The sequence below is a fragment of the Spirosoma pulveris genome (genome assembly GCF_054781875.1).
Map to the genome: position 1 here is coordinate 16454 of NZ_BAAGTO010000018.1, position 13732 is coordinate 30185.

Genomic DNA, 13732 nt, shown 5'->3' on the forward strand with positions numbered 1-13732 from the left:
AATCCCTGTTGTTCACAATCCACTCATGGTCCCCTTACCCCCTGCCGCCCGACCGCTGCTGGTGTCCATCATCATCCCCTGTTATAATCAGGGCCACTTCCTGGCGCAGGCCGTTGAGAGCGTGCTTTACCAAACCTGGTCGAGCTGCGAAATCATTGTCGTCGACGACGGCTCCACCGATACCACCCGCCAGGTGGCCAGCCAGTTCCCCCAGGTGCAGTATGTCTATCAACCCAACCAGGGATTATCGGCCGCCCGCAACACGGGCCTGCAGCTCAGTCAGGGCGAGTACCTGGCGTTTCTGGATGCCGACGACTGGTTGTATCCCGATGGCATCGAGGTCAACGTGCGTCAACTGCAACAGCACTCCCAGGCCGCTTTTGTCTCCGGTGCCCATGACAAGGTCGACGCGGCCGGCCGGCTGCTGGCCCGGGAGCAGATGCCGGTGGGGCAGGATCACTACTGGCGGCTGCTGCAAAGTAACTACATCGGCATGCACGCTACGGTGTTGTACCGACGCTCGCTGTTCGATCCGTTTCGGTTCGACCCCTCCCTGAAAGCCTGCGAAGATTACGATCTGTATCTGCGCATTGCCCGCCAGCATCCGGTGCGGCACCATACCCACCCCATTGCCGCCTACCGCATTCACGGGGGCAATATGTCGGCCAATGTGCCGCTGATGCTGGAGAGGGTGTTGCATGTGCTGGCCCGGCAGAGAAGCGCCTTGCGGAGTCGGCAGGAACGAATGGCCTATCGACGAGGGGTGATTAATTGGCGGGACTATTACGGGACGCTGGTGTATGAGACCCTGCTGGGGCAACCCGCCGGGGCGATTCCCGAGTCCTTGAAAAAGCCGGCGCTGGCTCTGTTAAGAAAATACAACCTTAGGCTTTACCTCAGCTACTGGCTCCTGCAGCGACTACCCCGCTCCACCCGACTGTTCGTACAGGACCGCTTGAGCGGGTTATCCAGCCAGTCAAGAAGTTAAGTAGGGCTATCAGCCGACCACGGCGGCGGGAGGCCCTGCCCGTTCGAATGCTTGATGAACCCCATCGGTTCGTACCCGTGGTCATCCGTTTGCTGCATGTAGATCGCTTCCAGAAACAACCGCACTTCATGCAGCAGACCTACCCCCATGGGGCATTGATCCGGATAGAATCCAGCTTTTGTTCATTGAGTAAACGGGACTAATAAACTAAAATCGGTTGGAGCCCCTGACCAAGGGGTCTTTGTTAACCTTGATTTGTTCTAAAGACCAGCCCGGTAGGCTCACCCAATGCAGGCTAAAACCAGCGGTCCGTCGACGAAAGGGAAGAGTAAGCCCTTTTCAGCAACAAGTTTGTGGCCCTACCTCCATCTTATAAAGTTATTGACGCAACAAGTTAGCGGCGATGAACGCATGCTGCTCAATGACGAAGCACTCATCCGCCAGCATTTTGCCACCCGCCCCAACGTTTGCTTCGAAACCCTCTACAACCGCTACGTGGGTAAAGTCTACAACCGGTGTCTATCCCTAACTAAAGATGCCGACACCGCCCTGGACTACACCCAGGATTTCTTTATGCGCACCTTTGACCGGCTGGACCGTTTCCAGGAAACTCTACCTTCTCCACCTGGCTTTACGCCATCTTCTTCAACTATTGCCTGGACCAACTCAAAGCCACCCGGCGATTGCCCATGTCGAGTTTAGATGAGTATCGGATGGATCAACTAGCCGATGACCAGCAGGAGGCTACCCTGGAGGAACAGTTGCAGCTACTTACGCAAGCACTCTATCAACTCTCTTCCCAGGAAGCGGGTATGCTTCAGCTGACATATGAACTGGATTTGCCGACCCACCAAATTGCCAACCAGCTGGGGCTGAAGGAGCGTGCGGTTAAGATGCGCCTGAGACGGTCCCGGCAGAAAGCCTATCAGTATGACAAATAAGGAGCCAATCATTAGGGGGTCGATTTAGCGCCTGGGCGAGAAAAGAGAGCATCCCTAACGCCTTCTCCCCTAGCGATTTCCTAAAACCAATCCGGTACTCCTCTATTGGCTTAACCCACAGTAGGGGTAAAGCCAATAGGCTAGGCGGCTTACCCGGGACGATCAAGTAGATGGAGACCGCATTTAGCCTAAGCACGAATGCGGTCAACTACTATAAAAAGCCCATTCTATAGACGGTAGTCGCTTTTAAGTTTGTCAGTATCCCCTCGACTGCCCCTTTATAGGCGGGCTTTTCAGCCTCGCTCAGCCGCCAATGGAATCGATCCGCCTGGGCATCAAACACACCCAGCACCAGTAGCTTTAAGGTTTGGCTTAAAAACTCAATTCGATGAAAGGTGTATACCCAATCCTGGGTGGCCGTCAGACAGTACTGCCCTTCCCGTAAATGAAGGATATAATAGTTTGGTTTAATTAGTGCGTTACCCATTCAAATGGTGGTGTGAGCAAGCTTACTGGTGGCGAAGGGTTTGTTGTATAATTCTATGAGCTCAGTACCTGGCACCCCAGCCCGCTCGTACCGTATTCGATGAAGCGATCCACGGTGTAGATCGGGCTGGGGTACGCTTTCCCTTAAATCAACTGATTGGTATCAAGTACATAGTAGTTCCAGCGAAATGACCCGTCTTCCCTTGTCTACTAACCAGCGGCCGTAGGGACCGCTCTTGCCCATTTTGACTGAGCAGACCTGCCAAAAGTAACCGTTGATCAGGACCAGTAAGGCTACCGGATAAGACTCGATGGTTACAATCTTATCGTTTAGGCTACTAACAATAAACGGAATGGGAGGACGATAAAACGCTAGGTAGCGTTCAATCGTTATGGGTACACTTCCGTTCTGCAAAGTGCCTAATCGGGAACATTATTTTTTTCAACAGGCTCGTAAAAATAAGTGGCCGGCGGGGTCGGATAATGGCGAACGTCCGGCCAGACCAGGTGCCGTTGGCTAAACGAAAGCGCAGCTCCGCTTAACCTAAAAGTAAAGGAGCATAAGCGACGGATAGCGTAGGCCAGAAGTTAAAACACATGTCTCCTAAAACGCTCAAATCGGGGTATGCTTAGAATTTCTGATCTTATTAGTAGCACAATCTATAACGAGAAAGGCTGCGCTCAAGCGCAGCCTTTCTCGTCCCATTTTATTTTCAACAACCTTGATAATCAAGGTTTACAAAGATACTTCTTCAACCTTATCTGACCAGCCACAACTCAGTAAAGGTTCTGACGACGGTTCTAAATTGTAATCTAAGAGGTATAAGTTCTCACAAATTGCTCCTCAAAATGAATCTAGCTTCAATGAGTGGTCATTCGCTGTCCCCTGGGAAGCAATAGCAAGACGATAGTCCAGATACTTACTTGACTTCAGACTAGCTACTTCGCTTGGCGAGGAAACCACCCGCTCAATTGGTCGCTGTGCCCGCTAGGTAAACCCCTTGATTTGAGCCATCTAGCCCTCAAAATCTGCACTTAGCCGAAAATAGGAATAGCTACGCTGTTTTGGCTGGTAGTTTTACTTCATCTGCTAGCTGGTCAAAGCTAGTTTAGGTACTTGACAACTCGTTTCCTCAGTTCCGCTTATGAAGTCCAATCGCACAAGGTCCGTAAAGCCAACTCAGGCCTGTATTGATGAAGAGCCCCTTAGTTACGCCCAGTTCGCTTTACGGCTGGCTCAGTATAAACGAGCCGTCTACGAATCCATCCAGCAGGCCGCTAACCCCATTCAGAGGCTGCTGGAGCAGTAACCGGCCCCATGCCTAGCCTATGATACCTCCGGTAAGGGGTAGGTTAAACCAGTAGCTTGAAGGACCGCTCAGCCAACATCTCGCCTGGTCAGCGTGTATCGTGTGCCTTGAGGTTTGGCAGTTACTACACTTGTAATGAGTATCCGTATAGATGACAGCACCCGCTCTACACATCCAAAAAATTGATGCCCTACGAGGCATTGCCATTCTAGGGGTCTTCCTGTTTCACACCCAGCTAGAACTGTTTCCGGATCAGATTAGCCATACCTATACCCATGGGCGACTAGCGCTCACCGGCACGGGTATAGCACCGGTCGTGCTTAATTTCTCGCCCGTGGCCTATGGGTGGACCGGCGTCGAGTTGTTTCTACTTATCTCGGGCTTTCTCATTCACCGGGGCTACCTGAACCAGCCTGAATCGTTCCAGGTATCCACCTTCTTCAGCAAACGATTCTGGCGGATCTATCCCCCTTATCTACTCGCCTTGTTGTTTTTCTGTATAGCCGGCCAGGGCATTGGCTACTACGTGACCACCAAGACGGGCATGCTTAATCTGGTGAGCCACTTGTTGATGGTGCAGAATTTACATAAATCCACCGTGTACGGGATCAACTCCAGCTTTTGGAGCCTGGCCTTAGAAGTACAGTTGTATATGGTGTATCCGATCTTCCTGCTTCTCCGAAACCGGTTTGGCATCAAGCGGATCCTGGTGCTGCTAATCGGTTTGTCCATCAGCTCCACCTTGGTGAGCCAGTTCAAGCTCGTAGCCGACCCGGTTGACTTTGTGTTGATCAATTCAATTCCCACTTACTGGGCGGTGTGGGCAGCCGGGGCATATTTGGCGGAGGCTTATCATGATCGGCAATCACTCAATCAAAGGATTGTCTTGGTGAGCATGTTCGTCTCGTTTATCCTGCTGAGCGGATCAAGCTATTTTGAAGCCACTTGCTATTACTGGTTGCAGTTTGCCGCTTTATTCTGGAGTTTGGTGGTCGTGTGGTTTTTAAACGTACGCGTCAAAATGAGGTCCATCCCCATGGCCCTACTGACCTTTATTGGGCTGATAAGCTACAGTCTGTATCTGATCCATCAACCATTTTTGAATAAGTTACTGCGTTTTTTCAAGGGGCTCCCCGTGTCGGGCTTTTCGCTTGTTTCGGTTTCAGTGGTTTTACTTGTTTTAGTGCTGCTCTCTTTTGTGTTATATCGGCTGGTTGAGTTGCCAGCTATACAAGTCGGTAAGCGACTTCGACTGGTGGGGTCAACTACTAAAGGGTGAGACTAGGTGAAGGAAACGAGATAGAACCCTTTCAGCCTGTTAAACGGCCTTAAGGCCCTTGAATGAGTGCGGTATCCGGTCGGTCGGAATGCCATCCGAGTTCGGCCGTACCGGTCTTGGTACGGGACTACAGGAAAGCTACTTAAAGTCCCAGTCTCGCAAAAACGCTGGTTTCGGTAGTTAGTGATTTAGACTGGACTCGGTACCGCAACCAGTAACCGCCATTTCCGCTGGTTCCAGAACCGGTGCCAGACGCCTGCCTCATCCGCCTTGTAGAAGCCCGACTGGCGCTCAGGCCTGCCGGGTTCAATAAGCGTCCAGCAGTCCCCTTTCAGCAGACCACTCAGCTTGTGGATCGTTCCCGCCTGGACATGGTGGGTTGTCCCCGGTAGGCGCTTGTGACGGATCAGGGCTAACGTCCCGTCGTCTTTTGGCTCGGCTACTACCTCCATGTACCCCCCGGACAAAATGGTCGTGCGAAAAGACCAGGGGTGATCATGAAACAGCTCGTCATTGGCCGCCGTAAAATGATGAAGCACCCGGCCATCGCCTAAGTGATATTTCGTAAAGGTTTTATTCATTCGCTCCAAGCGAATAATGTCTTTGGGGGTTGAATACGATTGCATAGATTTCGGTTAGCCTGAGCAGTGCCGGTCGCTTCCGCTTTGTTGTCAACCGCAAAAATAGTAACGAAGTTAGTTGAGAGTCTAGATCGTATGGGACTGATTGAGTTGGACAGATATTAAAAATCGGGTTCTTACAAAACCCTCCTTCATAAGACAAAGAAACGTTCATGTGTCTGCTTCAAAAACTGGCCATTTAAAGAGACGGCTTGTTTTAATAACTGTCAAGGCCGAATCCTTAGCATTTGGGTTATTCCAAATGCGCAAGCGAACGGCTACCATTGCTTCCGTAAACCGATATAACCGCCAGCCGCATTGGGCTCTAGCCGCCCCTGATCAAGTGCCAGCGAGGTAATCAGCTGTGTCCCGGCCCAGCATCGAAGTGGTAACTGAGTCGTTACTAAGCCCGAAAACTGGTTTAAGGGTGAGCTATAGGGATAACTGAACGTGCCGAAATTACGACTAAAGGCAAAGCGGATTGTCCATACCAGGCGGTTATTCAGTAGACCTGCAGCCCCAAGGTACCAAGACTGTACCCGGTTGTTGGGGAAATAAACGCCCCCCTGCGTGGGGAGCTGGAGATCAACACCGGGTGCGATAAAGGGCGTCCCTAAACTTCGGCCTAGGTACGACCAGCCTTCCCGATATTGCCCGTGATTATAATAATTATCGGCGCCCTGATAGCGGGAGTTGGGTAGATCAAAAGTTGGGCCTGTTTGATCAAGCGTAGTCAGGTATTCGGCGACGATGCGCCGAAATGTGACGGCAGCATGGGTCACCTGGCTGGCTGGCCTCGACCAACTCACACCAGTCAGGCCATCGGGAAAATTCAACCATAACAATCCCGATACATCTTCGTAGGGGTGCTGGTGATAAACCAGCCAGTTACCCCAGCCAGAACGGATCTCCAGCCCCCCATCGATACTGCCTACGTGGTTGCCGATTCGGTAGGCCCCGTCAAAACTGGTATAGTCGGCGGTTGACCACTCACCGGGATTGACGGCAAAAACAACGTATGGGTAATACTTCATCGAAGCCGGTAGCTGGCCGTTAACCGCCAGACCGGGTTGGTTTTTCAGGTATTCGGCATGGCCGCCCCATTGCACTTGATGGTTTAGACCTAGGTGGATCTTCAGCTTAGCTGCTGGCTTTCCAAAACGCCAGTATAAGTATTTCTGATGCAGATACGAGGCCTGAATGTAAGGAACGTTGAACCAGCCATGGCCGTAACCCGCATTGATGGCTATCCAGTTTCGCAGAAAGCCCAAGGGTATGTAGCCACGGGTAGCCAGTTGAATTTTGGGAATGGGCAACGCGTTGTCGGATTGGGCGACGAAGCCCGCTGAGAGGGTGGAATCGCCCAGTCCGATCAGTTGCCGCCGCCACCCGGCCAATAATTCAACCGGGCCCCATTTAGCTTTAACATACGCTTCCGGCAATAGTACCTGCGTTCGGTTACCTACGTTGATGACCGAAATCAGACCAAACCCCCAGCCAAACCTATGACGACGTTTGGGCAGTGTGTCATTGCGGGCGTAATCTTTCCCGATACCTGCCCGCCAGGCAAAGGCGGGTGTCTGACGGGGAACAATGCCGGATTGATTCGTTTGGAGCCAAAACGGCTGGCTATGTGCCGTTGATAGCCAACCACCTAATTCTGCTTGAACCCACCAGGTACGCGTAGAGTCTATGGGTTGGGCCTGGCACCATCCGTTAACCAGCAGGTAAGTAAGTAGGGGTAGAGGCGTCCTTAACATGGTGGTTAGGGTAGTCTTGGTACGATGCCTGGTACGAATTGATAGGGTCAGTAATGTCAAGACACATTAATAATCAGATAACCGTTCTTGCCATTGCTGCTGAAGTGACTGGATTGGTTCGCTCATCCGGACTCCATCAAAGGCGTTAACGGGCAGCTCAATAGCCGGTTCTGAATCGTCTAAAAGCGTTACCTCAATGGGCTGCCAACCCAATCCTACCAGCGTTGAAAATAAGTCTAAGCAGGATTCTAAATCAGCCCCACTCACCTTGGACTCAAGCAGGCCCGCCAGTGGATTGGAACAGGTAAAGTGAAGCACAACCATTTGAAAAGCCGGGTTAAGTTATAGCCACAATGGGTAACTGATGAAACTCTTGAGAAAAAGCTCTCTTGGCGACCACTCCTCAACAAGGGAGCGGTCTTAACCAACGCAGGCGGCCGTGTCTTTCTCAGAGTTTGCCCGGATAGCCCAAAGCTGCCCGGGCTGCATAGGCAGCGTCATACATTGCCGTGAAGCATTTTTCAAATGTCGTGTCTCCATTCGGCCCCTGAGTAAGATCCCACAAGGGTAGCATCGCCACCAGCGACACCTCGGTGGCCGGGTCGTAGGTCACCGTTGTCAGATAGCCTGCAATAGCCCCGTTATGGCCGTAACCCAGGTTGATGCGATAGGAAGTGCCCAACCCATAGGCCGGATTAGCCGTCGATACCTCGGTTTGCATCAGCTTGACCGTCTGCAGCTTCAGGACATTTTCTCCACGCATTAGTGAGCGTACGTAAGTGTTCAATGCCGCCAAGGTACCGTAGCCATTTCCTTCACCTACGTGAGCACTCATGTTAACCGGGCCGAATCCATCTGCCCGGCCTGAGGCCCACCGGACCAGGCTGGCAACGTTGGGTTGGGGGAGCTGCACATCGTCCGCCCGGAAGGGAAATGAGATCGGCAACGGTACCCGGCTAGTGGGTCCGGTGATGTGGTCATACAGGTAATCGGCGTACGTTTTAGCCTGACCGCTCTTGAGCGAATAAATTCGTTCGATGATCCGACTCAGGATGACGTAGCCCGTGTTGCTATAGTGATAGCCGGTGCCGGGATCGAAGTAACTGGGTACTCTGGTCTTCTTATCGATGATCGGTTTGAGCATTTCCTCGGCGGTGAACTGATGCGTTGAGTCCCGGGACAGATAATAATTGACGTAGCTACTATTTAACTCCGGAATGGTGTCATTATCCGTATCGTAGACCCCGGCACTGTGCTGGAGCAACTGCTTAATGGTGATCAGACTCTTATTGGGCATATTCCAGTCGGGGCTGGCAGGTATATAAGGTTGATGGGTACCGGGGATCAAATCCGTGATAAGCGCTTTATAGTCGAGCCAGCCTTCCTGGTGCATCTTCATAATAGCTGTGGCGGTAAAGTTTTTGGTAACACTGGCGAAACGATAGAAGGTGATAGGGGTGAGGGGTTGCCGCCCGGCAGGTACTGAAGAAGCAAAGTACGTATGGGTAGGTGTCTGAAGATACACGTTCATCGAGGGCACCGTGTTGCCCAGACTTTTTTCCAGATCCAACCGTACCTGGTCGACGGCTTCCTGCATCTTACGGTCTGGCGAATCACGGTGATCATCCAGGTTGATGAAACTACAGCCGAATAGAAACCCGGTCAGCCCGCCCGTCAGGAGAAAGTAAACAATAATGGTACGTGTCGTCATGGGCAGGAAATTAACCCGATTTCTCAGGCCTTGAATAGAGACTGTTTTCATGCTGGTTTAGGGCTAGGTTTTTTAAAAGACGGGCAATTACGGCCCGGTAGGGAGAAAGCCCTACCCACATAGTTAACGATTCACGAGCTGAGCCGCTCGCAAGGCGGTGTACCGTACGCCGTATGCCACTTCTAGGAAATTAGCGTTAGGGGCAGTTGGTAGGCCACCGATTGCGATAAAGTTGGCGACCATCAGTACCGTCGTCTTGTTGGCCGGGTTGTAGCGCAGCGTAGAAACAAAACTTAAATGAGCGCCGTCATGGCCAAAGCCCAGTCCCTGGTTGAAGGTAATCCCCAATCCGTAGACCCCGTGGGATACGTCGGCCACTTCCATCTCCTGCATTCTAGCCACCGTTTGGGGCGTCAAACCGGCCTGGCCCGTCATCAATAACTCGATCCAGCGGGTGATATCGGCTGGCGTTGAAACCATATCGCCCTCGGTTACGTGCATTGACAAGTTGTCTTCCGGCGTAGCTTCCACAGGCTGGCCGGGTACATATAGGTACGAGTTAATAAACGGATCTCTCATCCGGTTATCGGTTCCCTGCCACACACCATACGTATTAGTTAACTGCAGAGGCTCCAGAAACTGGGTCCGAATGAATTCGCTATACGACATGCCCGATGCTTTTTCAATGATCTTGCCCAGCAGGTTATAGCCCGTGTTGGAATAACCGAATGTAGTTCCCGGTGCAAAGTTGGCCAACTTGTTTTGGGCCACAACCCCAACCAGTTCGTCAAAGGTGAAGGTATGTGTATCCTGCATGAGGTCTTCCCGGACATAAAAAACGTAGTTTTTCTTGGCGTAGGGCTGATTGACGGTTTCGGGAAATTCTTGATTGGTCACATCGAACACGCCGGCCCGGTGCTGAAGCAGTTGTTTAATGGTAATCTTATCTTTGTTCGGAATGTCATAAGCGGACGTAGCCGGCAGATAAGCCGGAATAAACTGGTTGATGTTCAGTTTACCCCGCTGCTCAAGGAGCATGATGGCCGCTGCCGTAAAGGTTTTGGATAGGCTGGCTATTCTGAAATGTGAATTTGCCTGAACGCCAGTCTCAATATTAGTGGAAACCAGGTTCGATCCGGCCGGGCTATTGACTTGTAAAAAAAGTCCCCCTTTATTTTTCTCTATTCTTAATGTCTGATTTAAGTGCTGATAGAGACTATCGGTCAACTGTTGGAGCTGTAGCTGAACATTGGTAAGAGGTAGATGATCTTGAACACAGGACTCAAGCGTGGTACTTCCCAGGATGAGAAGGATAACCCGGGTAAACAGGGACAGGCGTTTCATGGGAATGGACGTTAAGTAAAACGGCTAAACATTAAGTTTTGTGACGCTACGGAATGGATCAGAATGGCTGTTGGATCCACCCTGTTCAACCGCGGTCTTTCGGATCATTGTGGCTCAAAGAAGACGGCAGGTCTACCATAAACCGGTAAGAAATGGTCTAACTAACCTTCTAGGCCGACGGGTATGGGTCGTTACTGCCTTGAGGTAGTCGACATGTTAAGCAGAATTAATTTACAGGCCTATGGCCTACCTGGATAGCCGAGGGCCGCCCGGCCACCGTAAGCCGCGCCGTATACAGCATTGAAACATTTGAAAAATGTGCTGCTAGCGTCCTTTGTAACATGGCTGTTGTCGACCAGCGTTATAAACGCTACCACTGATACATCCCTAGCTGGATCATACATCATAAGCGACAGCGTACCACAGCGCTCTCCATTATGGCCAAAGCCCAGATTTGGGGTGTAGAAGCTGCCCAGGGCATACTGGTTCCCGTTCGCTTTGCCCGGGCTAACATCGGTTTGCATCAGCTTCACGGTTTCGGGCGTTAATACGTTCTGGCCTTTCATCAGCGTTCGTATGAACGTATTGAGTGAGGCTGATGTACCATAGCCATTACCCTCCCCTACCTGGGCACTCATGTTGTAGTCACCGAAGATGATGTTTTGTCCAGCGGCTGTCCGTTCTAAACCTTCCGCCCGGGGAGTAGGCAATACCGTTTCATCCGCTCGGACGGGAAACCGAAGCGCCAAAGGTACCCTCGTTCCCGGCCCAACTATATGATCCTGCAGGTAGTCATCATACGTTTTGGGGCTGCCACTTTTCAGCGAATAGACCCGGGCAATGATATAACTCAGTATGGAATAGCCGGTGTTACTGTAATGAAAATCAGTGCCCGGTGCCCAGTAAGGCTTGTATTTGGGAAGCAGAGACACCATTTCTTCCGTTGTAAATTGATGATTCGGATTAAGTTCTTGGGTATAGGCGGTATAGGTTTTTCCATTGAACTGATCTTTAAGGGGATCATTATCGACATCAACAACCCCGGCACTGTGTTGCAGTAGTTGCTCGATGGTGATGTCGTTCTTGTAAGGAAAATTCCAGGCTGGGGTGTTGGGAACGTAGGGCGTACTGGTTCCGGAAATACTATCGGTAATTTTCGCCTTAATTGTCAGCCAGCCATCCTGTTGCATCTTCAGGATGGCCGTAGCGGTAACGGTTTTAGTGTTGCTGGCGAATCGGAAATTGGTATTTTCTGTGAAGGGCGCCATGCCCGCCGGTACCGAGGAGGCAAAGATTGTCTCGGTGGGCGTCTGAATATACAGGTTTAGCGAGGGTACCGAAGTGCTTAGTTCTTTTTCCAAGGCGGTGCGTACACTGTCGACCGCTTTTCGCACCCGGCTTTGGCTACTGAGTTGCGCGGGTGACAGATGGTCCTCGAACAGGGAAGAACAGGCTACAAGTCCTGCAGAAGCCAGCATAACCCTACTCAACTGCAGAGTAACTTTTGGTAGGTATGAATTAGTTAACATAATTGATGTGAAACGAAAATTATCAGTTAAGTGGAATGAAGCTGTGGGAAAAGCAGAGTCTACTAACGTAGTGAAAAGTGTCTCCCCGCCCGCAAATCGTCCGCTTATAGAAGCGGATGAAGAGACACTCCCGGTAGAATACTTTTACTACTTTGAACGCTGACTGCGCCTAGAAGGCATTAGCACCGTTGTGTTCATTGAACATTAATAGTACTTGGGACCCTCTATTTGTCACCTAAATCTCCTCTTGTAAACTGGTAATTATTGGCATCAGGATCAAACCATCGGCAACCTGTAACTCCTGTACAGGGTCCTATCTCTGTGTCCCTTCTGATTTCAAAATATTCCTTAAAATCAGGTTTTTTTGCATGAAATTGTTTGAATACGTAATCGCGTTCAAACAAAGCCTCTGGATTTATTATATGACCAGGGGCGTCATCTTTAAATAATACTTTCGCTGCACTTTCTGACAATTCATCCCCGTCGAACGTGAAATAAAAAGAAGCATAATAGAAGTATTCACCAAACAGAGTACTGTAATAGTACCCTCGCAGATACCTGGCTTTATGATTCGGGTAATAGTTTTCTATCGCATATGGCCGGGGTAAATCCCGTTCCTTGGATTTAAAATTTACATAAAATGACGATGGATTATCGAACTTCATTTCTCCGGCCAGAACAAACATCGTATTCCATATATTCCGCTTGTACTTAAGGACTGCAGCAGCCTTCAATGTTTCAAAATCGTCTACATCATTTACGTCGTTCATATCTGGAAAGCGCTGTTGCGCCAGATCCTCAATGGTATATTTTTTGCCGCTAAACTCAACTCCCCCCCCCGCAAACGCTTCCCGCATGTTCTTGTAATTGTCATGATTACTGGACAATGAAGACAGTCTCTTGGTGACGGTTAGATACTGTGTATTATACACATCCATATAATCGGCAAGCGTACTATCTATTTTTTTTCCTGTATCTGGTCCTTTGGACCATTTCGTAATTTGATCAGCTATGATTGCTACTGCAGCAGAGGCACCGGGAATTTCCGCTACGGCTGCTTCTAACATTCTGATACCTATGTTATAGGCAATGTCTTCGACAATGTCTATCCAAGTCTTTCGGGGAGGCGTGCCTGATTTAAAATAGCTATACACTTCCAGGTTATACGTATTATTAATTAAGTAGACACTATCATACCATTGTCGCATACGGATTATGTTTTCTGCCGCCACGCCATACAATTGAATGTCTGCTGGTGTTGGTTCGGCCCCTAAACCCGGAAGGTGATCGGTACAGTTGGTCAGCAGCGAGGGCATGACAGCAACACCGGTTGTCACGATGGCTGCATCCCGCAGCCAGTTTCTTCGACTTTGTTTGTTTGGTGTGTTTTGCAATTCCATGGTACTGTTTGTTTTTTTACATTGACTTTTATTAAGCGAGAAGAGTAAAGGAGGAGCACTTTGCTTACAGGGTCTACATAACTAATAGAGTAGTGGGCTTTAAGACTGGTAGTTAGATTTTCAAAAAGGGAAATTGGCTGCCTAAGCGTAGGCAAAAAGTAAGGAGTAGCCGTTCCGCTAAACGATACCAAATGATCGAACTACGATAACTTTTAGAAAAGCGTCTGCTTAAAATTGGATAGTAATGGTTCACCACGCCTGGAAAGGGGAATAAACGGCAAAATCCGGTGCATGAACGACCGGATTTTGGCTGTGGATCAAAGAATAAATAGGAAGAATTGGTAAAAGGTAGGGCCAATGCAGA

General features: G+C 50.2%; 14 protein-coding genes. 6 read left to right on the top strand and 8 right to left on the bottom strand.

Features of this window, described 5'->3' with window-relative positions; translation table 11 throughout:
- Positions 1 to 25 precede the first annotated feature (25 nt).
- The 4 genes from ACYVJM_RS29725 to ACYVJM_RS29740 all read left to right on the top strand — a co-directional run bounded on the left by ACYVJM_RS29725 (position 26) and on the right by ACYVJM_RS29740 (position 1929).
- Entirely contained in the window at positions 26 to 988 is a 963-nt protein-coding gene (locus tag ACYVJM_RS29725; RefSeq protein WP_461151764.1) for a glycosyltransferase, read from the top strand.
- 47 nt (positions 989 to 1035) lie between these two features.
- Positions 1036 to 1191 (top strand): hypothetical protein, encoded by a 156-nt coding sequence (locus ACYVJM_RS29730; protein WP_461151765.1) that lies wholly within the window; start codon positions 1036 to 1038, stop codon positions 1189 to 1191.
- 85 nt (positions 1192 to 1276) lie between these two features.
- Entirely contained in the window at positions 1277 to 1690 is a 414-nt protein-coding gene (locus ACYVJM_RS29735; protein WP_461151766.1) for an RNA polymerase sigma factor, read from the top strand.
- Positions 1645 to 1929, top strand: coding sequence for an RNA polymerase sigma factor (locus ACYVJM_RS29740; RefSeq protein WP_461151806.1), 285 nt, complete (start codon positions 1645 to 1647; stop codon positions 1927 to 1929). The genes ACYVJM_RS29735 and ACYVJM_RS29740 overlap by 46 nt, the downstream gene beginning before the upstream one ends.
- 211 nt (positions 1930 to 2140) lie before the next feature.
- On the opposite strand, the gene ACYVJM_RS29745 is transcribed toward ACYVJM_RS29740, so the two are convergent.
- Positions 2141 to 2416, bottom strand: a complete 276-nt coding sequence (locus ACYVJM_RS29745; RefSeq protein ID WP_461151767.1) for a hypothetical protein — start codon at positions 2414 to 2416, stop codon at positions 2141 to 2143.
- 1144 nt (positions 2417 to 3560) lie between these two features.
- Here ACYVJM_RS29745 and ACYVJM_RS29750 point away from each other — a divergent pair.
- The gene (locus ACYVJM_RS29750; protein ID WP_461151768.1) at positions 3561 to 3725 is read left to right on the top strand and encodes a hypothetical protein; all 165 of its coding nucleotides are present in this window, start codon (positions 3561 to 3563) and stop codon (positions 3723 to 3725) included.
- A 151-nt stretch (positions 3726 to 3876) separates the two neighbouring features.
- Positions 3877 to 5004, top strand: a complete 1128-nt coding sequence (locus tag ACYVJM_RS29755) for an acyltransferase family protein (RefSeq protein ID WP_461151769.1) — start codon at positions 3877 to 3879, stop codon at positions 5002 to 5004.
- Positions 5005 to 5192: 188 nt separating this feature from the next.
- Here ACYVJM_RS29755 and ACYVJM_RS29760 read toward each other — a convergent pair whose 3' ends face one another.
- From ACYVJM_RS29760 to ACYVJM_RS29790, 7 genes are all read right to left on the bottom strand, one after another.
- Entirely contained in the window at positions 5193 to 5630 is a 438-nt protein-coding gene (locus ACYVJM_RS29760; RefSeq protein WP_461151770.1) for a hypothetical protein, read from the bottom strand.
- Positions 5631 to 5902: 272 nt separating this feature from the next.
- Entirely contained in the window at positions 5903 to 7384 is a 1482-nt protein-coding gene (locus ACYVJM_RS29765; protein ID WP_461151771.1) for a capsule assembly Wzi family protein, read from the bottom strand.
- A 66-nt stretch (positions 7385 to 7450) separates the two neighbouring features.
- Positions 7451 to 7708, bottom strand: a complete 258-nt coding sequence (locus ACYVJM_RS29770) for a hypothetical protein (RefSeq protein WP_461151772.1) — start codon at positions 7706 to 7708, stop codon at positions 7451 to 7453.
- Between the two features lie 124 nt (positions 7709 to 7832).
- The gene (locus tag ACYVJM_RS29775) at positions 7833 to 9146 is read right to left on the bottom strand and encodes a serine hydrolase domain-containing protein (protein WP_461151773.1); all 1314 of its coding nucleotides are present in this window, start codon (positions 9144 to 9146) and stop codon (positions 7833 to 7835) included.
- A gap of 72 nt (positions 9147 to 9218) precedes the next feature.
- A complete protein-coding gene (locus ACYVJM_RS29780) occupies positions 9219 to 10439 on the bottom strand; it encodes a serine hydrolase domain-containing protein (protein ID WP_461151774.1) in 1221 nt (406 codons plus the stop codon).
- A 239-nt stretch (positions 10440 to 10678) separates the two neighbouring features.
- A complete protein-coding gene (locus ACYVJM_RS29785; RefSeq protein ID WP_461151775.1) occupies positions 10679 to 11917 on the bottom strand; it encodes a serine hydrolase domain-containing protein in 1239 nt (412 codons plus the stop codon).
- A 275-nt stretch (positions 11918 to 12192) separates the two neighbouring features.
- Positions 12193 to 13368: a hypothetical protein gene (locus ACYVJM_RS29790; RefSeq protein WP_461151776.1), complete on the bottom strand. Its 1176-nt coding sequence runs from the start codon at positions 13366 to 13368 to the stop codon at positions 12193 to 12195.
- Positions 13369 to 13732: the final 364 nt, after the last annotated feature.